21 protein-coding genes are annotated in these 21,084 nt (G+C 31.2%); 18 read left to right on the top strand and 3 right to left on the bottom strand.

Translation table 4 applies throughout. The features are described from left to right. The first annotated feature begins 213 nt into the window (after window positions 1–213). The 8 genes from MAGA_RS00455 to MAGA_RS00490 all read left to right on the top strand — a co-directional run bounded on the left by MAGA_RS00455 (window position 214) and on the right by MAGA_RS00490 (window position 5,978). Window positions 214–747, top strand: a complete 534-nt coding sequence (locus tag MAGA_RS00455) for a tRNA (cytidine(34)-2'-O)-methyltransferase (protein ID WP_013021751.1) — start codon at window positions 214–216, stop codon at window positions 745–747. Beyond that, on the top strand, window positions 732–1,463 hold the full coding sequence (locus MAGA_RS00460; RefSeq protein WP_013021752.1) for a TrmH family RNA methyltransferase: 732 nt from the start codon (window positions 732–734) through the stop codon (window positions 1,461–1,463). The genes MAGA_RS00455 and MAGA_RS00460 overlap by 16 nt, the downstream gene beginning before the upstream one ends. Before the next feature lie 6 nt (window positions 1,464–1,469). Beyond that, a complete protein-coding gene (locus MAGA_RS00465) occupies window positions 1,470–1,703 on the top strand; it encodes an MAG0865 family DivIVA-related protein (protein ID WP_013021753.1) in 234 nt (77 codons plus the stop codon). Next, entirely contained in the window at window positions 1,703–2,563 is an 861-nt protein-coding gene (ylqF, locus tag MAGA_RS00470; protein WP_013021754.1) for a ribosome biogenesis GTPase YlqF, read from the top strand. The genes MAGA_RS00465 and ylqF overlap by 1 nt, the downstream gene beginning before the upstream one ends. 29 nt (window positions 2,564–2,592) lie before the next feature. After that, window positions 2,593–2,982 (top strand): hypothetical protein, encoded by a 390-nt coding sequence (locus MAGA_RS00475; RefSeq protein ID WP_013021755.1) that lies wholly within the window; start codon window positions 2,593–2,595, stop codon window positions 2,980–2,982. A 132-nt stretch (window positions 2,983–3,114) separates the two neighbouring features. Continuing rightward, on the top strand, window positions 3,115–4,077 hold the full coding sequence (gene hprK, locus MAGA_RS00480) for an HPr(Ser) kinase/phosphatase (RefSeq protein WP_013021756.1): 963 nt from the start codon (window positions 3,115–3,117) through the stop codon (window positions 4,075–4,077). Then, window positions 4,070–5,053, top strand: a complete 984-nt coding sequence (lgt, locus tag MAGA_RS00485) for a prolipoprotein diacylglyceryl transferase (protein ID WP_013021757.1) — start codon at window positions 4,070–4,072, stop codon at window positions 5,051–5,053. The genes hprK and lgt overlap by 8 nt, the downstream gene beginning before the upstream one ends. 1 nt (window position 5,054) lies before the next feature. Next, the gene (locus MAGA_RS00490; protein ID WP_013021758.1) at window positions 5,055–5,978 is read left to right on the top strand and encodes an NAD(P)/FAD-dependent oxidoreductase; all 924 of its coding nucleotides are present in this window, start codon (window positions 5,055–5,057) and stop codon (window positions 5,976–5,978) included. Window positions 5,979–6,083: 105 nt separating this feature from the next. Here the strand turns inward: MAGA_RS00490 and MAGA_RS00495 are convergent, their stop codons facing one another. Continuing rightward, window positions 6,084–6,764 carry an MAG0920 family protein gene (locus tag MAGA_RS00495; protein WP_235619429.1) on the bottom strand — a complete coding sequence of 227 codons (681 nt, stop codon included), beginning with the start codon at window positions 6,762–6,764 and terminating at the stop codon, window positions 6,084–6,086. Window positions 6,765–6,983: 219 nt separating this feature from the next. Here MAGA_RS00495 and MAGA_RS00500 point away from each other — a divergent pair, with 219 nt between their 5' ends. The 6 genes from MAGA_RS00500 (at window position 6,984) to rpmB (ending at window position 12,221) form a co-directional block, all read left to right on the top strand. Continuing rightward, window positions 6,984–8,075, top strand: a complete 1,092-nt coding sequence (locus MAGA_RS00500) for a thiamine pyrophosphate-dependent enzyme (protein WP_013021760.1) — start codon at window positions 6,984–6,986, stop codon at window positions 8,073–8,075. 35 nt (window positions 8,076–8,110) lie between these two features. Continuing rightward, on the top strand, window positions 8,111–9,097 hold the full coding sequence (locus MAGA_RS00505) for an alpha-ketoacid dehydrogenase subunit beta (RefSeq protein WP_013021761.1): 987 nt from the start codon (window positions 8,111–8,113) through the stop codon (window positions 9,095–9,097). A 139-nt stretch (window positions 9,098–9,236) separates the two neighbouring features. Then, complete coding sequence (locus tag MAGA_RS00510) at window positions 9,237–9,461, top strand: hypothetical protein (protein ID WP_013021762.1); 225 nt, start codon at window positions 9,237–9,239, stop codon at window positions 9,459–9,461. Then, the gene (locus MAGA_RS00515; RefSeq protein WP_013021763.1) at window positions 9,461–10,195 is read left to right on the top strand and encodes a 2-oxo acid dehydrogenase subunit E2; all 735 of its coding nucleotides are present in this window, start codon (window positions 9,461–9,463) and stop codon (window positions 10,193–10,195) included. The genes MAGA_RS00510 and MAGA_RS00515 overlap by 1 nt, the downstream gene beginning before the upstream one ends. A 1-nt stretch (window position 10,196) precedes the next feature. After that, window positions 10,197–11,822: a dihydrolipoyl dehydrogenase gene (gene lpdA / locus MAGA_RS00520; RefSeq protein WP_013021764.1), complete on the top strand. Its 1,626-nt coding sequence runs from the start codon at window positions 10,197–10,199 to the stop codon at window positions 11,820–11,822. A gap of 192 nt (window positions 11,823–12,014) precedes the next feature. Then, window positions 12,015–12,221 carry a 50S ribosomal protein L28 gene (gene rpmB, locus MAGA_RS00525; RefSeq protein ID WP_013021765.1) on the top strand — a complete coding sequence of 69 codons (207 nt, stop codon included), beginning with the start codon at window positions 12,015–12,017 and terminating at the stop codon, window positions 12,219–12,221. A gap of 56 nt (window positions 12,222–12,277) precedes the next feature. Here the strand turns inward: rpmB and MAGA_RS00530 are convergent, their stop codons facing one another. Both MAGA_RS00530 and MAGA_RS00535 read right to left on the bottom strand, forming a co-directional pair. Further along, a complete protein-coding gene (locus MAGA_RS00530; RefSeq protein WP_013021766.1) occupies window positions 12,278–12,823 on the bottom strand; it encodes a DJ-1/PfpI family protein in 546 nt (181 codons plus the stop codon). Window positions 12,824–12,837: 14 nt separating this feature from the next. Beyond that, a complete protein-coding gene (locus MAGA_RS00535) occupies window positions 12,838–13,737 on the bottom strand; it encodes an MSC_0882 family membrane protein (protein WP_013021767.1) in 900 nt (299 codons plus the stop codon). A gap of 433 nt (window positions 13,738–14,170) precedes the next feature. On the opposite strand from MAGA_RS00535, the gene MAGA_RS00545 reads away from it, so the two are divergent. The 4 genes from MAGA_RS00545 to MAGA_RS00560 all read left to right on the top strand — a co-directional run bounded on the left by MAGA_RS00545 (window position 14,171) and on the right by MAGA_RS00560 (window position 21,079). Beyond that, window positions 14,171–15,199 (top strand): IS30 family transposase, encoded by a 1,029-nt coding sequence (locus MAGA_RS00545; protein ID WP_013021693.1) that lies wholly within the window; start codon window positions 14,171–14,173, stop codon window positions 15,197–15,199. A 578-nt stretch (window positions 15,200–15,777) separates the two neighbouring features. Further along, window positions 15,778–18,657: an OppA family ABC transporter substrate-binding lipoprotein gene (locus MAGA_RS00550; protein WP_013021768.1), complete on the top strand. Its 2,880-nt coding sequence runs from the start codon at window positions 15,778–15,780 to the stop codon at window positions 18,655–18,657. A gap of 32 nt (window positions 18,658–18,689) precedes the next feature. Beyond that, window positions 18,690–19,811, top strand: a complete 1,122-nt coding sequence (locus MAGA_RS00555; RefSeq protein WP_013021769.1) for an ABC transporter permease — start codon at window positions 18,690–18,692, stop codon at window positions 19,809–19,811. Then, window positions 19,811–21,079, top strand: coding sequence for an ABC transporter permease (locus MAGA_RS00560; RefSeq protein WP_013021770.1), 1,269 nt, complete (start codon window positions 19,811–19,813; stop codon window positions 21,077–21,079). The genes MAGA_RS00555 and MAGA_RS00560 overlap by 1 nt, the downstream gene beginning before the upstream one ends. Window positions 21,080–21,084: the final 5 nt, after the last annotated feature.

Below are 21,084 nucleotides of genomic sequence, written 5' to 3' on the forward strand. Positions count from 1 at the left end.
CCTTTTGCGCATTATTAAATTTTGTTTATTATCACTGCACAAAAAAATTATAAAAAAAGTTGTTTTTACAAATTATTTATATGGAATGATTGTGGTTTTATTAGGCAAAAACATAGACTTTTACCCCTTAAAAACAGCCAAATTTGCATTTTTGGGACAAAGGGCAAAGGTAGAGTTTAAAAATAATATATAATAATATTTCACGGAGAATTTATGGTACATATTGTTTTATTCGAGCCTGAAATACCGCCAAATACGGCCAACATCATAAGAACTTGTTTTGCAATTGGTGCGAAATTACACATAATTAAACCTATTTCTTTTAGTTTAAATCCTAAATATTTATCTCGCCCAGCAGCTGGCAGACTTTTAAGTGATATTGAGCACGAAGTTCATGATTCATATTCTGATTTTTATAATAAATATAAAGACAAAAATATTTATTACATAACTAGATATGGGCTTAAAACATATACTGATGTCAATTTTAAAAAAGAATATGAAGATAATGAAGAAATATGGCTAATGTTTGGTAAGGAATCTACAGGAATAGATAAGCAAGTGTTACACAATAATATTGATAATTGTTTAAGAATTCCAATGATAAGCAAAATGAGAAGTATTAATTTAGCAAACTGTGTCGCAATTGTTGGTTTTGAGGTTATGAGACAAATTGATTTTAAGGATTTATCACTTTACGAAACTCAAAAAGGAAAAGATTTTATTAAAGAATGAGTCAAAGAATAACCAGCGTACAAAATCCTAAGATTAAGCAACTTAGAAAAATTTTTAATGACAAAAATTCTGAATTTTTTATAGTAGAAGGCTATCACTTGGTTGAAGAAGCTTTGAAAGAAAATCTTGTATTAGAATTGTATGAATCAGACTATAAAACAGCCATATACGATAATTCTATATTAGTTAGTCAAAATGTTTTAGAAGCTTTAACTAAAACAAAAAATCCTGAAGGAATTGTTGCTTTATGTCGCAAAAAGCCAAACTTTGAGCAATTAGGAAATAAAGTTGTTTTCTTAGACAATGTTCAAGACCCAGGCAATGTTGGCACAATAATAAGAATAGCTAAATCATTTGGTTTTGATACAGTTGTATCTAATGTAAATTTTTATAATGATAAAGTCATTCGTTCTAGCCAGGGAGCCTTATTTACAGTTAATTTGGTAAATTACAATTATGATAATTTAACTAATATACTCCTAAAATATAAGCAAAATGGCTTTAAAATTTACGCTACTAGTCTAGATAAAAGCAGTGTTGAAATTGAAAAAGTAAAATTTGAAAGTGACAAAGCGGTAATTGTTTTTGGCAATGAAGGTTCGGGAATAAGCAGTGCTTTAGCTGACATAGCTGACATGCTAATTTATGTACCAATTAATTTCGAGAGTCTAAATGTAGCAGTTTGCGCCGGAATAGTTCTTTATGAAGCTAATAAAGCAAAAAAGTAGGATAAAATGCAAAAAAAATTGAATGAAAGTTACCAAACTAAAAAATTTTCTAGAGAGCTAAATGGCTATTCAGTTACTGAAGTGAACACATATATAAACACACTTTGAGACAAAATAAATAATTTAGAATCAGAAATTGAGCTATACAAAGCCAAGCAACAAGAAATAGCTTCTAAACACCAAAATGAAATAACAGAATTAGAATCTGAAATATCTTTATTAAAAAACGAAAGCAAATAATGAATATTGATACTGATAACCAACAATTAATAAACTGATATCCTGGACATATGGCTAAAGGAATGCGTGAAATTAAAGAAAACGCGTCACTAGCTGATGTTTTTATTATTGTTTTAGATGCTAGGTGTCCAATTAGTAGTTACAATGAAGATTTTGATTCCATTTCGCCCAATAAACCAAGATTATTTATAGTTACTAAAAGTGACTTAATGGATGTTTCTAAAAAAAGCGCAATAGAAAAAAGATTTGGATCTTCAATAATATTATGATTAGATTTAAGAAATCCAAAGAGCAAAAATATCATAATAAACAAGCTTAAAAAAATAACTGCAGATAAAGTTGCAAAAGATAAAGCCAAAGGACTTATAAATTCAAGGATCAAAGCTTTTGTTATGGGCATACCAAATGCTGGAAAGAGTACCTTAATTAACTTGTTATCTAGCAAAAAAAGCCTTCAAGTTGCTAACTATCCTGGAGTAACTAGAGCAAAAAAATGAGTTGTTGTAGACAATTTCTTTTTTATGGACACTCCTGGTATTTTGCTTCCAAAATTAACTGATCAATATGCAGCAACTAAATTAGCCATGATTGGTTCGATAGAAACAAGTATTTTTCCTCAAAAGTTTATTTTTACTAATTTTTTGAAAGTAATGGCTGATTATTATCCGCAGTTGCTTAGAAATGAATTTAATTTAAGTGACGAAGAATTAAATAATTTAGATGAAATTAAAACATACAATATTTTGACCAAAATTGCTGTTTTAAAGGGTTATACAAAAAACAATAAACATGATTTTAATAAAGTTTATTCTCATTTTATAAACTGAGTTAGAAATCTAAAAGGAGTAACATTTGATTAACTTTTATTTTGTTAATCGAAAGATAAATTATGAAAAAATACACACTTGAAGAGAAAATAAATGTCTGGTATGATGTTATTAAAGTTAATAAGCTTACAATGAAAAGAGATGTTCATATGTCATATCGGAGCATTTTCCCAATCATTTTAGTGCTTTTAGGTTTAATGATTTGGTCGGATGTTATTATTGCAAGACTTGAAATGAATGTTTCTAATATTATTTCATTAGTTGTTGTCAATGTTTTATTCCCGCTTATTATAAGCTTATCGCTCTGATTTATAGTAATAAAAGTTTATTTGCACAAAACAATAATTGCTATAGATAAAGATGATGAAATAAAAGCAAAATACTGAGTAAAGAAATATGTTAAAGCTGGCTGTAAAAAATATCCACACAGCTATATAGATTATTCAAGTTAAGATTACTTCATAACATAATTTTCCAAAATGCTTAATTTACAGGCATTTTAGAAAATGAGTCTATTACAAATTGACATTTTAAGCATTTAATTATTTATATATAATTAAAATAATAATGCAACAGGGGAAAAGATGTCTAACAAAGTAATAAATGTTTCCAAAATCATTAATAAATTTGAAATTAAATTAGTTAATGCTGACCATGATTTAAAATACAGAGACATAAATTTGCCATCAATTCATAGACTTGGACTAGAAATAGCTGGAATTATAGACAACAAAAGATACAGCGAAAATGTTATTTGTTGAGGAACAAAAGAATCTTTATATTTTGATACGTTATCAAAACAAGATTTTATTTCACTACTTAAAAGAATATTGTCAGTTGAGCCCCCATTATTAATCTTATCTAAAGGGGTTTTGGCTAACCAATATGAAGTTATTGAAAATGTATGTAATGAATACAAAGTTCCTTTATATATTTCTGATAAAAGCACTTCTAAAATAACTTCTACAATTGGCACATATTTAAGTGATTTTTATTCTGAGGAAACACAAGTTCATGCATGCTTAGTTTCAATTCATGGCATAGGAGTACTGATTGTTGGTCAATCTGGCATTGGCAAATCTGAAGCTACTCACGAGCTTATTCAAAGAGGCCACTTATTCATTGCTGATGATGCAGTTTTAGTTAAGCATATAGGAGCTAATTATTATGGTTCCAGTCCATATCTAACTAAAGATTTATTAGAAGTAAGAGGAACTGGATTAATTAGTATAATGCAATTATATGGAGTTAAGTCGGTAACGCGGGGGACAGTCATAAGTTTATGTGTAGAATTAGTTGATAAAGCTGACGTAAACTATGATAAATTAGACAGATTGGGCGATAGAGAAATGTTTTACAATGTGTTAGGTGGCAGAATTCCTAAGGTTCAAGTTCCTATAAAAGAAGGTGCTTCAGTTTCTTCATTAATTGAAGCTGCTGTGATTGCTTTTAAGGCAAAAAAAGAAGGTTTTGATGCATTATCCTTACTTGCATCAAGGTCAATCGAACTTGAAAACGAAACAGATAAAGGAGGAGAATATGAATAATGCTGAAAAAATAGGCGACTGACATGTTTACCCTGGTGTTTGAACACCTGAAGCGGGCAAGATTGCTAATGAAGCCAGTGTATTATTCCGTATTGGTTCATTGCCAATTCATACTTATTCACTAACAATGATGCTTGGTATGATTGCAGCAATTTTAACAATTGTTATTTTTTGAAGACGAGCAAAATATGAATGAGAAATTTTACTTACTTTAATCTTTTTAACAATTCCGATGGCTATTTTAGGTGCTCGTATTTGAAACGAAGTTGACCAGGCAATAAATAATCCAAATTACAACTGGCGTAATTGGTATAAAGTCTGGGAAGGTGGACTTAGTATTCAAGGTGGGGTTGTACTTGCTGTCGTGGTTGACCTTACTTATGTATATTTCAAAAGAGACAAAATTGACATTAGAAAAGCTTGCGACATTATTATCCCTACAATATTAATTGGACAAGTTATTGGTCGTTGAGGTAACTATGCTAACCATGAAGTTTATGGAAGAATAGATTACAGCGGTGCTAGTTCATTAATTTTTGGTAGAGCTTTTGCTGAAAATATGTTCTTAAAAGACGAAAGTGGAACTGGTTATAGATATCCATTGTTCTTGTATGAATCAATAGTTAACTTATTTGCATATATAATTTTAGTATGAGTTATTAATCAAATGTCATTACTAAAACCAGGTGCAACAGCTCCTTTATACTTTGTATGATATGGTCTAGTGCGTATTGCTATGGAACCATTAAGAGATTATAGACAAGCGATTTATGTAGGCGCTGCTTATGCATTTGCTGTTTTAGGCGGAATTGCATTTATATTCTTCCAGTTCTTTAATCCAACACATTATGTAAGAGAGTGAAAGAGAGGCAGATTTATTTATCAATATGCCCACCCTGAAGAATATATTGCCTGAATTGAAAAAACTAGAATTAAGACAAAAAACTCAAAACCAATAACAAAGGTGGTATCTTAAAATGAGTAATGAAGCAATGTATGATGTAGTTATTATTGGCGCTGGCCCTGGCGGACTTAATGCAGCATTATATGCATCAAGAAGCGGTTTAAAAACATTAATTGTCGAAAAAGAAGTGCCAGGGGGCAAAATTAACTCAACAGCTGAAGTAGAGAACTGACTAGGATTTAAGAAAATAAGTGGATTTGAGCTTTCAGATACCTTATATTCTCACGCTATGGCTTTTGGTGCCAAGTTCAAAAGCGCTGAAGCAGTTTCAATTAAGCATGTTAATCCTTTATTACAAGAAGTAGTATTAAAAAATGGAGATATTATCTCAACTAAGACAGTTATTATAGCTACTGGTTTAGTAAATCGTAAGCCTACTGATATTGAAAATTTTGCTAAATTTGATAAAAAAGGCATTAGCTATTGCGCTGTATGCGATGGCCCATTATTTAGAGGCAAAAATGTTTTTGTTTTAGGTGACGGTAATTCTGCTTTTGAAGAAGCCTTATACTTAACTTCATTTACTGACAAAATTACCTTAATCACAAGAAGCGATAAATTTTACGCTGAAGATATAACTGTTGAAAAAGTAAAAGCTGAACCAAGAATTATACTTATTCCAAACACCTATATCAAGAGTTTAGAAGGTAATGAATTTGTCGAAAAGATCAATTTAATAGGCAAAGATGGCAAAATCACAACACTAGATTGTGATGGCTTATTCCCAATGATTGGTTTTATTCCTACATCTGAGTTTGCTAAAGATTTAAATATAACTAACGAAAAAGGTTATATAAAAACTAATGAAAAAATGCAGACTGCAGTCGAAGGTATTTATGCAGTTGGCGATATTAGAGACAAAGAAATTCGTCAAATAGTAACAGCTGCTTCTGACGGAGCTATAGCTGCTAAAGAAATTTGAAATTCATTAAAATAAGCAAGAAACCAACAACAAAAATTAGGCCTGCACCTAATTTTTTTATGCACATTTTTATGGCTCTCAATTTACCAAAACAACTGTTTTATAGCAGCAGAAGAATTACTAAATAATTTCATATTTGCTAAATATTGCTTTAAACATATTAATGTTTATAATAGTTCCATTTTCAAACTTAGTGTTTTCAAAGTCTAAAATTAGCTTGTTGTAAATTTCCTCCTGCTGATCTTCAAAAGATTTTGTTTCAAAATTTTTAGATAATTTTATGTAAAAACTAATTCTTCTTCTGCCTGAAAAAGCAATTAATTTTAATTCATTTTTAGGTAGCTTCATCTGCATAATTTCAGTATTCTTTTTGATTGTATTTTCAATCAAATAATCCTGTGAAATAGACTCATTCGACACTTTCCATTTTTTAATGTCGCCTACTTGCATAGCTGTAGAAATAGCTATATAAACAAAGATTGCAAAGGCTAAAAAACACATAAGCTGATATCAAGTTATAGCTGTATTTATTTTTGCTATAAATGAGTAAATAAAAGAGATAATTCCGAAGAGATTTAAAAGCGAACAGCAGGCAAAATAAATCATAATATTTTTAAATGATTTTAGCAAATCATCAATATAACTTTCTCTCACTTTTTGCTTATTGTAAATAACTGATGACTTAACAAAAGCATAGCGATAACTATTAAATTTATATCAATTTAAAGACACCAAAATATAAACAGCTAGCCCGCTTAAAAACGTTAATGAGACAGAGACAATAAATAAAATTAAAGACATATTTTGCATAGTAAATTCATTCGCTTTTTAACAACAATTAATTAAAGTCAAATTATACTTTTATTTTGCATAAATCTATTTATGGTAGCAAAAAAATGGCAAAAATTACATTTTTAAATATTTTTAGTCAATATAAGTATAATATTTATATCTCTATTAAATTAGCATGCAAAATTGCGATTAAATTTGAGATTATTTATTCAATTATAGGAGAAGCGAATGAATTATAAATATGTTAAACCAGGTCATGCTGTTAGCGACCCAAATGAAACAGTTCGTTTTCTTGACGTTGATGGAAAACTAATTCAAGAATACAAACCATCAGCAGAAACCAAGAAAAAACTAGTTGAAATGTACAAAAACATGATTAGATCTCGTCAATGAGACCTATACTCATTAACATTACAAAAAACTGGTCGTTTAGGTACTTTTGCGCCTGCTTTAGGTGAAGAAGCTGCTTTAACAGGTATTGGTTTTAATCTTAACAAGGAAGACTGATTTATTCCACACTACCGTGTATTACCAACTCAATTAGCACGTGGTATTTCAATGGATAAAATTTATTCATACTGACAAGGTTCTGAAATTGGTTCAGCATTTGCTGGTACAAACACATTACCTATTCACGTTGTTATTGGTTCACAAGTTCCTATTGCAGCTGGTGTTGCACAAGCTTTAAAATACCAAGGCAAAAAAGCTTTAGCTATGGTTACAATCGGTAACGGTGGAACAAACGAAGGTGAATTCCATGAAGGATTAAACATGGCCTCAGTTCGTAAATGACCACTTGTTACAGTTGTTATGAACAACCAATGAGCAATTTCTGTTCCTGAACACAACAGTTACATTGTTAAAACACTTTCACAAAGAGCTAAGTCATACGACATGCCAGGTGTTCGTGTAGACGGTAATGACTTAATTGCTGTTAACGAAGTTATGGAAGAAGTTTATGACTACGTAAGAGAAGGAAATGGTCCTGTTTTAGTTGAAATGGTTACCTGACGTCAAGGTCAACATACAACTAGTGACAACCCTAGAGTTTACCGTTCTAGAGAACTAGAAATGGAAAAAGAAAAATGAGAACCATTCCACCGTATAGAAGCTTACCTTCTTTCAGAAAAACTTATTACTGAAGAAGACATCAAAGTTTGATCAGAAGCTGCTGCTGAAGAAGCTAAAGCTGCATATGCTCTTTCAAAAGAGTTATGTGAAGGTACAACATTTGATCACATTTACGACTACACATACGAAAAATTACCTGCAGACTTAGTAAGACAAAAAGAAACAAACAGAAAATTATTTGAAAAATAATTGTTCCCATTTTTGATTTTTAAAGGAGATATATAATGGAAAAAATTTCATTAAATAACATTGGTGCCTTAAATCACGCATTAGACTTAGCAATGGAAAAATTCCCTAATGTAGTTATTTATGGTGAAGATGCAGGTTTTGAAGGTGGTGTATTCCGTGCTACTGAAGGTCTTCAAAAGAAATATGGTGACCAAAGAGTATGAGACTCACCAATTTCTGAAGGTGGTATAGCAGGATCAGCTGTTGGTGCTTCAGCTGCAGGTCTTAGACCAGTTGTTGAAATTCAATTCTCAGGTTTCTCATTCCCAGCTATGAACCAAATTTTCACAAACGCTGCTCGTTATAGAACAAGATCACACGGTGTTTACTCATGTCCAATGGTTGTTAGAATGCCTTGTGGTGGTGGAGTTAAAGCTCTTGAACACCACTCAGAAGCTCTTGAAGCAATTTACTCACACGTTCCAGGACTAAAGGTTATAATGCCTTCAACACCTTATGACACAAAAGGTTTAATGTTAGCAGCTATTGAAGATAATGACCCAGTTATTTTCTTAGAACACAAACACGACTATCGTGCTTTCAAACAAGAAATCCCTGCTGAATACTACACCATTGAAATTGGTAAAGCTAATGTTGTTGTTCCAGGTGAAGACTTGACAATTACAGCATATGGTCACGTTCTACATGAAACATTAGGTGCACTTAAGTTATTACAAGAAAAAGGTAAAGATTACTCAATCGAAGTTATCGACTTAAGAACTCTAAAACCTCTTGACAAAGAAACTATAGTTTCTTCAGTTAAGAAAACAGGTCGTTTACTAGCAATTTCTGAAGCAGTTGAAACACTTTCAATTAACTCAGAAATTATCACAATTGTTAACGAAGAATGTTTCGACGATCTTATTGCTAAACCAAGAAGATTAAATACAGCTGACGTTACAATTCCTCTTCCTGTATTAGAAAAACAATTCTTCTTTGGCAAAGAACAAATCGCTAAAGTTATTGAAGAAATGTTAGGCTAATTTAATTCATTAGCTAAACTATAAGACAAAAAGTGATTGCGCTTTTTGTTTTATATTATAATTTACGTAGATTTATTTATTAAATCTACGTTTTTAAATTTAAAAACTTAATAATAAATATAACCGTACGGAGGTAAATATGTTATTTAAAGACACTGGCGAAGAAAAGTCAAGCTGCAAAAAAGCAGATGCGCCTGCTGTTGTAGGACAAATCCAAGTTTCAGATGAATTACTTGATTTTTCTGCATTCGCTAAGCCAAAGAAAAAAGAATCATCATGCAAAGAAAGTGGAGCTTGCTCAAAAGATGATGAAAACCTTACACCTCGTGAAAGAGCTATTAGAGCAAGAAAAGAAGGTAAATAATGGCTGTTGAGCTTGCACAAGTTAAACCACTAGAAGAAAAAGAAGCTCCTATTTCAGGAATTCGTAAGGCTATTGCTAAAAACTTAAAAGAAGTTTTAGAATCATCAGCGTACTGTTCATTAGTTTTAAAAGCTGATGTTACAAACCTTTGAAATTTACGTGCAAAAGTTAAAGACAAAGTTTTTGCAGAACACAATGTTAAATTAACATTTTTATCATGAATAGTTAAAGCTTCTGCTATCGCACTAAGTGAATACCCATCTTTTGCTGCTAGATGAGATGGTGCTGAAGGTAAAGTTTACTACCCAGGTACATTAAACATTGGTATTGCTGTTGACACACCTTTTGGTCTATTTGTGCCTGTAATTAGAGGTGTTGAAAACTTAAGTATTATTGACATTCAAAAAGAAATTGTAAGATTATCAACTCTTGCTAGAGACAAAAAATTAAAAATGTCAGACATGAGCGGTGGTTGTTTTGCAATTACTAACGTTGGTAGTGCTGGTGTTCTATTTGGCTCACCAATTATGAACAAAGGCAACACAGCTATTTCAGCTACTGGTGCAATAATTGATGAATTAAAATTAAACAAAGAAGGCGCTGTTGAAAACAGAAAAGTTATGTATCTTTCAATAGCTGCTGACCACCAATGAGTTGACGGTGCTGACATGGCTCGTTTCCAAGGCAGAATTAAAGAATTAATCGAAAACCCAGAACAATTAGGAGAATTTTAATATGACAGCAGAATCAAAATGCACAAAGTCATGTGCTACAGGCTGTGCATCTAGTTGTGAAGCATCAAAATCATCTTGCGCTTCAAGTTGCGCAAGCCAATCATCATGCAATTCATCATGCCCAAAGAGCACTTGCTCAGAAGCTAAAGAGTGCTCAGCTTGAAAAGATGAAGGCCTTAAATACGAAGGCGAAGTTGCTGATGAATTTGACTTAATAGTAGTTGGTTCAGGTCCTGGTGGATATTTAGCTGCTGAAATGGCAGGTAAAGCAGGCCTAAAAACATTAATTGTTGAAAAAGAATTCTGAGGTGGTGTTTGTTTAAATATAGGATGTATTCCTACAAAAGCTATGCTTAGATCAACACATGCATTAGAAGAAGTTATTCATGCGGCTAAATTTGGTGTAGTTGCAAACTTAGAAGACTTAAACATTGACTACCAACAATCATGAGTTAAAATGCATGAACGTAAAGCTAAAGTTGTTGCTAAGCTTTCAGGTGGTGTCAAGTTCTTAATGAAAGCTTCAAAAGTACAAACTGAAGAAGGCGTTGCTAAATTTGTTGGTGCAAGAGAAATCGAAGTTAATGGCAAAGTTTACCGTGGTAAAAACGTTATTTTAGCTACAGGTAGCCACTCAAACAGAATGAAATTCCTTGAAGGATTTGAAAAAGGCTACGAAAGTGGCAAATTAATGACTTCTCGTGAAGCTATTAACAATGACAAATCATTGCCTGCATCAATGGTTATTGTTGGTGGTGGTGTTATTGGTGTTGAATTTGCACAAATGTATGCATCTATGGGCACAAAAGTAACCATTATTCAAAGAGAAGACCGCTTACTTCCTGGCATTGACAAAGAAATTGTTGACGAATTTGCAAGAATTCTTAAAACTGATTCAAAAATCGACGTTATCTATGGTGCAACAAGTACAAAACTAGAAGATGATGAAAACTTAGTTTACACAAAAGATGGCAAAGAAGAAAAAATCACTGCTGAAGTTATTCTTATTGCTACAGGTAGAGTTCCAGCATCTGAAGGTTTAGCTGAAGTTGGCATTGAATTAGGCGCAAGAAAAGAAGTTAAAGTTGACAAATTCTTACGTACTAATGTTAAAGGTGTTTATGCTATTGGTGATGTAACTAACCAAAACATGTTAGCTCACGTTGCTTACATTCACGCTGTTACAGCAGTGCACCACATTCTAGATCTATATGGCATTCCATATGACCCAGCCACAAAACCTGTGCCTGCATGTATTTACACAAGCCCAGAAATTGCTACAGTTGGTTTAACTGAAGATCAAGCCAAAGAAGCTGGTTTAGACTTTATTGTTTCTAAATACAAATTTGCTACTTTAGGTAAAGCAATTGCCGCTGAAGAAACTAAAGGTTTAATAAAACTAATAGTTCTTAAAGATGGCCACATTGTTGGTGCCTCATTAATGGGCCCTAATGTAACAGACTATGTTGCTGAATTAGCAGTAGCTATCGAAAAAAGAATATGTGTAACAGCTTTAACACACATTATTCACCCACACCCAACATTTAATGAAATTATTTGAGAAGCTGCTAGAAGTGCTTTATCAAAATTAACTGCTGAAAAATTAAATGAAAGAAAAAACAGCTAATCTGTTTTAAGTGCTAAGCTATGCTTAGCGCTTTTTTATCTTGTCTATAATCTATCTAAAATAAAGCTAGTAAAATAGAACAAGAAAACTGCTTGCAATGTGTTAAAATTTATAATTGCATTTTTAATATTTTATTGTACAATACTTAATATACAGTTCTAGAATTAAAAAATAATTATGAAAGGAGCGCATATGGCAAGAAGAGATCAACTCAATGGTAAAGGCCCTCTTGTTGGAAACTTACGTTCTCACTCAATGATCGCTACAAAAAGAAAATTCAATGTAAACTTGCAAAAAATTACTATTACAAGTAGTAACGGCACCCCAACAACACTAAGAGTTAGTGCAAAAACAATTAAGACATTGAAGCGTAAGGGTATCCTTTCAGCACAAGCATAATTACCATTTTAATAATAATTAAAAACCAAGCTGCGATTATAAGCTTGGTTTTGTTTTTAATTACCTTCAAGACCATTTTTAACTTCAGTATAGATCTTAGTGCCATAAAGTGATTTTATTATTAGTAGTCCTAGTTCAGTACCTGCTGCAGCTGCCTTACCTGTAAAAAGCTTGTTGCTTTGTGACACAAGATTATCACTTCTGTTTTTTGAGCAAGTATTATTAATATTTTCAATTGGAAATGAACTATAAACTTCACTGTCAGTAATTATGCCGTTTTCATATAGTGCATTAGGAGCGTCACAAATTGCAAAAACATATTTATCTAGCTTTTTGAAATTTCTAATTATTTCAAGCGACTCTTTATCTTCTCTTAATTCCTTAGCACCTGCGCCACCTGGAATAAATATTGCATCATAATCAGATTCATCAACTTCGCTAACTAAATTAAGTGTCACAATGCCATGTTGTCCGGTTGCACATTTGTAGCTAGGATTAAAATATGTAATTTTTTCAATTTGCTTTGATCTTTTTAATACACTCAAAACAGAAACAAGCTCCATGTCATTGAATTTATTATGAACTACTACTAATAATTTCATTTAAGCTCCTTTAGCTACACTCTTTTTTTACGTCTAATAATTCCTCTTCAAATAGCAACTAAAATTAAAGCTAGTGGTAAGAATATTGTTAGCGCAACTACAACTAAGTATACTCTTACTCACATTTTGTTGCGATTATGTTTAGCCGTTTCAATTTGTTCATGAATTTCAACTGACTTTTCACCAAAAAAGTCACCAATATCATCTAAACGTCTTTTATCGATTAATCTAATAACTACATAAGCCACAATCAATAATGCCATTATTATTGTGCAAATTAAACAAAACAACTGTGTGTTTTTAAAACTTTTATCTAATCATTTTGGCCATTCTAAATTAATATAAAATGAGCCATCTCTACTTCCTGCTTCTCAGTTTCCTGATTTGTATAAACCAAAAATAATTAAAGTTATTAAACCTAAGTAAGTAAGCACAAAAATTAGTAGTCATAATAAATTAATATCTTTTAAAACAATTCTCTTATAAACTAAGTGAAAAGTTGAGCTAGAAGTATAGTCCCCTGCTGAGATAGCATCTCTGTGCCTTTGCACTGTGTTCGATCACTGTCTTTTTTCAATTGCATTTTTAATTGCATTTGCAAATGAAACAAACATTACGATTGCAAATATGACCAAGTAGCCAACTAGTGGCTTGCCGTCCTTACCTGCACCAAAAGGCTTAACCTTAAATCAAGTCAAAATAAAGAAAGCAACAGCAGCAAAAAAGATAAATAAAGACATAAAGATCATGAATGACTTTATTTTCTTTTCAGATTTTATTACTTTATACATCCTAGGTGAAAATTGATTAAGCGGATCTCTATAAGATTTTTTTGCTTCAGTTGCAAAAGAAACATCTCTGTTACTTTGCACAATTTCCATTGTTTCTCTATTATGAATTGGTCTATATTTCATAACTACCTCATTATTAATTAAATTATATATAAAACAGTTATTATTAATTATTAATAGAAAGCTTAATTTTTAGATAGACAGCAACAATCAATGCAAAAAAAATGTATTCATTAACGAAGTAAAAAGCACCACAAGTTAACTTGCGGTGCTTTCTATTGCCTTTTGTTAAAATTTGAGTAACTAACTTAAAAAGAAAGGCTTTTAAATTATATATGATTAGCAATGACAAAAATACTAGTTATTCAACTGACATATGCTTGTTTAAAAAAAACTAAATTTGCACAGCAAGTACAAGTTTAATTATGTACATTATGTGATTGATGAAACACATTGAGATGAAATACTAACTAAGTCAAATCTCAAAACCAATAAAAATAACATTAGCCCATTAAGACTTAAAGAAATTCTTGAAAGACTAATTGCAGGCTATGATATGAAAACTGTTTCTAACATCGTAGGGTTTAAATCAAGATCAATTTATAACTTATTTGACAGAATTAAAATTGAGACAAAGCGTGGTTATGCTAAATACCAAAAGAAATGTAAATTGTGTGGTATGGATTTAAAAGGCAAAACGATATATGTAATTAGTGCTCTCAAATTTTTAAACTTAATTGAAACAAGGAACGATTCAAAAAGATTAGAAAACAATCCTAAATTGCTGATGAAGCACATTGACTTTTTTAAGTTTTACGAGCAGTTACTATACTTTTATTTAAAGAATAGAAATAGTTTTAACTTGGAAAATAAAGCCGTTAAACAGTCTGTTGCTAGCATTATTTTTAAATACATAAGAAAACTAGAAGCACAAGGAAAACTTCAGAATTCATATATTCCATCAGTTCAAAACTTTTACCGTATATTGGCTAAACATAGTACTTTTGGTCTAAAATTAGATATTCTTCCATATAAATCAAATGGCAAATATGGAAGCCGCACAACTGTAAAGCACGAAACCAAGAAAAAGACAATAGGCAAACTTATTACTGAACGTCCAGAATCAGTTAATTTAAGATTAAATGACAACGATTATGAAATGGACACTGTAATTGGTTTAAGATCTGATAATTATTGCATTCTTACATTAATCAACAGAAAATCTAGAATGTTTTATTGCACTCTATCTAGAAGAAATGCAAAAGCAATAAAAGAAAATTTAGAGAAATTGATTAAGAACAATAATCTTATTATTGACACATTAACTATTGATAACGGAAGTGAAAATTACAAACTTCCAGAGATAGAATATATCAGAGAAATTTTTCATTGCCACCCTTATTCATCATCAGAAAAAGGTAGTATCGAAAATGCTCATAGACTATTAAGAAGATACGTTCCAAAAGGAAAATCTATAGATAGATATGTTGGTCAAGATCTAAAACCAATAGCAGATTTTATAAATTCACACCCAAGAATTTATAAAGGAATTTCTGGCTTTAAATGTGCTAAGCAAATGCAATAAAAATTAACATCAACACAAAATTCCGCACTTTTGAGTACTCAAAAGTATCTTTTCTTTATTTTTTTTTACTCTTTTAGTCATTCTCTTGTTAGAACTTCCAAAAATTGGTATTATTTTTCCGATACTCAAAAAAGGCGCTTTTTACTTTAAGAATTTATAATGCAAAAAAAATGTTTTTTTGTTGCAAAATAATTTTTTTATTTATAATTAATACGTTATGAATACATTCAACCAATATAATGCACGTGCAATTATGGCTAACATTAAGATGATCTTCTTAATGAAATTTTGCTATTAGCTCCGCATTTATTAGGTTATAAAAAAAGACATTTTATATACATTAATAAGTAATACAAGATAAAAGTAGGAGCAAATCCTACTTTTATTTAGCACATTTTATAAAAATTACCTATTACCTATTAAATATATGTTCATAACACAAATTTAAAATTTTACTTACATTAACACTTTAAATCCTTAAATATTTTTTGCCATACATTTATATTCAATGCTTTCAATTTTTATAAAAAAGAGCAAAATGTTATGGCTTATTAATGTATATAAAAGAAAGGGATATTATGCCAACAAAAAGAAATAAATTATTCTTATACTTAGGTACATCAGCAGTTGGCTTAGCCACACCTCTAGTAGCTGCTAGATGTCAAAATGATGAATATCAAGAATTAGATTACAAAAAATGAGCAAATGTTTTAGATGGAAAGCCTGAGTCATTATGAAACTTAGAATTAGAATCTAAAGCATACGAAAGCGGTGAGTCATTAGTTAAAAATGACTTATTAGCAAAAGGAATTCTTAGAGCACCAGCACCAGGAACTAGACCCGCTGTGTCTGAATATTCATTTGATGGTTCTGTAAGCTACGGTTCATGACAAAGTACAGCTTTAGAATCAGCACAAGGAATCTTGCTTAGAAAAGAAGTGTTATTCTCGCCAATTGTTATTAAAACAATTGACGGAAAATTTGTTAACGCCCGTCCTTCTGTTTGAAGATATAAACTAGAATTAGGTTCAAAAGTTTTTGTGACTGATGATCAGGGCAAAACCCATGAATTTGACAACGACCTAGTTGATGAATTTCCACAACCAGATGGTGAGCCAGTTAGCCATAAAGGTAAAAATATTGCAACATTTAAGTACCCATTATATGAAGCAACTTCATCAAATGCTAAAAGTATTAACAGCAAACAATTTAAAGATTTATTGAAAAAAGCTAAAAAGCTACAATTTGAAGTTGTAAAAGGTCAAAAATGAATCAATAATAAAGGTGAAGCAACCCAATATGAAGTTGTTCCTAAAGACTTTTATTACTCATGATTAAGAACAACAGGTAGAAATGTTGAACAACGTGAAAAATTGTTAAAAGAATCAACAAACTCAGAATACAAAGACGGTAAAAAGAGTGCTGATATTGACAAATTCATAAACCAAAAATGACTGACACAAAACTCGACTTTCTTTACTAAGAGTTCAAAGTATTCTAACGAATATGTTTACCAATTCTTGAACATTGATTCATCTCAATTCTATGATGAGAGTAAATTTATTGTTGATGGCAAACTAACATTTAACCCATTAACTGAAAGTAAACAAGGTTCATTTGACTTACTTTTTGAACAACTAGCAACCTCGCAAGACTTTTCAGCAGCTCCATCACAACTATTAGATGCATATGATAAAGATCCGTCTAAAGTTCCAGCTAAACCAGTAAGAGCTAATCCAGAAAGTGATGCAGTAGCAGAGTACAAAAAAATCCTTGAAGGCACCAAAGGCTCATTAGCAAGTAAAATTGGATTATACTGATATGGTTTTCATGAAGAAGATATTCTAACAGCTGGTAGATACTACTATGCAGGTTGAAATCCAAGTAATAGAGAGGAAACATATAAATTAAACCCTCACTATAGAAAAGAAAGAGCTGATGATCCAATTGCTAAGTGAAAAGAATCAAAACAAGTTAAAGAATATCGTACATGATACCAAGGTGATGCTTTAAACGAAAACATCTTTAAAACAGCTGTAAAGAACGAATTCTTAAAAGGAACATTATCATTTGCTCCTCAATCATTACTTGAGAAAAAAGACTTAGATCACTTTAGCAACAGACAACGTGACTATGGCGCAAGCTTTATTAGAGAAAATAACCCAACAACTAGTCCATATACATTCTTAACATCATATATTCCTTATTCACAAACACATACTAGCGACACCAAATTTAACTACAACGATCACTTTGCAAAATTAGCATTTGGTGCTTCAATTGATGAAATTAAAAAAGGTGATAAACCTACAAATCTAAAAGATAAATTAGGTGGAACAGCTGTAGCATTTAGAACATTAATTAACTCAGCAATTAATTGAGAATACTTAGCTAAATACATCAGCAATGACAAAAAAACTGCATGATACAGCTTAATTGCTCCAAATACAGCAATTGAAACTAATGATCAAAATGGCAAAATTGTTCAGCCTGAAGAATTTGCTGATAAATTCAATGAACAATTCTTTGTTGATGCACAAGGAAACAAAGTTGCAACTGTTTCAGTAAAAGAAAACAGAGATAAATCAAATGTTCAAAGTGACGCTGAAAGATTCAAATCAGCCAAATTCAAAGAAATTCAAGCTGAAGTTAAGAAGATTTTAGATGAATACTACAAAAAGAACAATTTAGATTCAACTAAAGAAAAAGTGGAATGAACATTAATTAACCGAAACGTTGGTTCATTTAACCCACCATTATTGGAACAATTAGTAAGATGAATTCCTGACTTATATAAAGCACTTGACCCAAGACTTAGTGCGACTTACAAAAAATTCGATACACGAGAAGAATGAGTTTCAGCTATTGCGTCACATACTTCATATGCAAACTTTGCCTCAATTAGATATGATGTAAACAACATAGGTGCCGGATATGACGGCCTAGGTCTATCATCGCTTAGAGTTGTAATGGTATTGATTGACTCTGATACCGCATTAAAAAATTCATTAAGAAAGAGTTTTCCACAATTAGTTAAAGCTTCTGAAGAATTTGTGAAATTTATGAAAAACAATAGTTTTAAATGAAGTGTTCCACTTGACAAGTGAAAAGATGTTGAAAGCAAATATTGAGTTGAATTAAACGATGACCCAAGCATCTACAAATGAGATGATAACAGCAAAAAATTAGTTAAAAATGACAATACTAGTGAAAAATGAACTCATCTTTCAGCTGCTAGTGCTGAATTCTTTGTTAAATATGCAAATAATTTGTCACTAGAAGATAACATTGCACTTTCAAACGAATTAACAAACTACTATGGTAGAGTTCCTGAGCCTGCATTCTTAATAAACAAAGAACAATTTATTATCTCATTCATAAGTCCATCTCTTTCAAGACCTTACACAGGTACAAATGCCTTATGGTTTGCAGACTTTGTAATCCGTGGTAATAAATAATTAAAAACATAAAATAAGATAAAATTTAAACTATGTTTAAGTATATATCCAAGAGAATAGCTATGGCTATTCTTACATTATTTATTGTCATAATCTTTTCTTATACACTATTAGCGGCTTTTGGTAAGAATCCATATGATGGGATTCTAGCTGAATACATTAACAATGCTAGGCCAGGTGATGTTGTATTAGAACAAATTAAAAGAGATGCAGAAAACTATAGAAATACTCCTGTTTTAGTAAAGCTTTTTAATTACCTAGGAGGCTTATTTAAAGGGGATTTCGGAATTCTTTATGGAAAAGTAAAAGGACAAAATGCTTTTGGTCAAAGTGTTGTCTCAGTGTTCTGAGAATATATGCCAAATAGTTTATTTGTCTCACTTCCAGCCTTTGTTATAAGTGCACTTTTAGGAACAACCTTAGGAATTGTAGCTGGTTATAAAAGAGGAACAATTTGAGACAGCATCATAAATGTCTTTGTCTTCATTTTCATAGCTGTGCCATCATTTATAATCGCACCAATGTTTATAAACCTGTTTACAAAGTTAGGTTTCCCAACTATTTATACAGCCTGAGTAAGAAATGATGCATCCGGAACAAATAGTTTTGCAAACTTTTTCAAAAGTATAATTCCGCCAATTTTAGTTGTTTCACTTAGCTCAATGGCTGTTTATACACTTTATGCAAGAAACCAAACAGTTACTGTTTTAACTTCAAACTATGTGCTTATAGCTAAAACTAAAGGTTTAAGCACAATGCAAATATTTAGAAAATATGTTTTTAGAAACATATCAATTCCACTTAGTGCAATTATACTTCCTTCATATATTGGCTTACTTTCTGGAAGTATAATTGTCGAGAGATTCTGAGGAGTTGAAGGAACGGCGCTGATCCTAGCGTTTGCCTTTCCAAATGCTGAGATAAATATGGTTATGTATAGCATAATACTATTTACCTCATTAAGCGTATTTACAGACATTTTGGTCGATATTTCATTTGTAATATTAGACCCAAGAATTGTCTATGGCTCAAACTCAGGAATCAACTACTTACACATTTTTAAAGCTTACTTAGTAAGAAAAAGAAAACTAAATGAATTATTTAAAGAACATGAAGATTCAGCAATTATCAACGAGGAGGTTAAGAGCAACTAATGAATTCCTTAGAATTTAATAAAAAGTATGAATTAGACTCTGAATCAGTAGCAAAAATTGTTCCTTCTCAGAGGCCTAAATCTACTAACAGCATTGCTGGTAAACCAAAAGTTTTAATTGTTGAAGTTTTAAAAAGGTTTTTTACAAACCCTGTTGTTGTTATTTCAACATTAGTTTTCTTAGCCATAATCCTAACAGCAATTATTGTTACAATTTCGCCAACTTATAAACCTGGTGTTAGTATAGCTTCTGACGCTAAATCAAATAATTACTGAGATCAAGGTCTTTCAGATGTTGGAGGCTTGCCCCCCATCTTTGCTCCGCATATTTCAGTAACCAACTCATCAATTATTGAACAAGTTAATACATTTAATGATCCTAATTATGCTTATTCAAAGTACTTAAAGGAATATTTAGACTTTAGAGTTGTTGCTTCAGATAGAATTGTGATTGATTATTACAAATATTACTATGCAAGACAATTAAATGTAGCTATTACTAAGGCCTTTAATGAGGGCTATGTAATTGATGATTCGTTTGTAAATTATTTAAAAACACAAGTTGACCAATTTACACTTAAAACCTACTTTGGTACAACTTTTTCAGACCGTGATGTATGATCAACTGTATGAGCTGGTGCACTTGAATCTATTAAAATAGCATTCTTTGTTGCTACAGTCGAAGTTATTATTGGTGTGACAATAGGTGCTTACTTAGGCTTCCATGCCGGTAAATGAATTGATACAGTGTTTATGAGAATGATTGACATTTTCCAAGCACCTCCATCAATTATTTGATTATTAATGTTTATTTCCTTAAGTAAAGATAGCCCTAGTGATTGAATCTTAATAGCCGGCTTACTATTTACAGGTTGAACATGACCAATTCACTCAACTAGATTATTTATAATAACTGTTAAAGATGAAGAGTACATTTTAGCTTCTAGAAGTATCGGTGCTTCAAAAAATAGACAAATTTTCTTCCATGCACTACCAGCAATTTTAGGTAAAGTTGCAATGAACTATGTGCGTAGAATTCCAGGGGTAATTTTAAGTATTGCTTCCTTATCATTCCTAGGTTTTTACAACTCACCTGATTCATATAACCTTGGTAAGTTCTTGTTTGACAACATTGGTAAAGAAGCTGAAAACCCATGAATAGTTATTATTCCAGCCACAACACTATTATTATTAAGTTTAAGTTTACAATTCATAGCAATTGGGCTTCATGACGCCTTAGATCCTAAAGTTATAAAAATTAAAAGATAATTAGA

The organism is Mycoplasmopsis agalactiae, from assembly GCF_000089865.1.
Taxonomy (GTDB): domain Bacteria; phylum Bacillota_I; class Bacilli_A; order Mycoplasmatales; family Metamycoplasmataceae; genus Mycoplasmopsis; species Mycoplasmopsis agalactiae_B.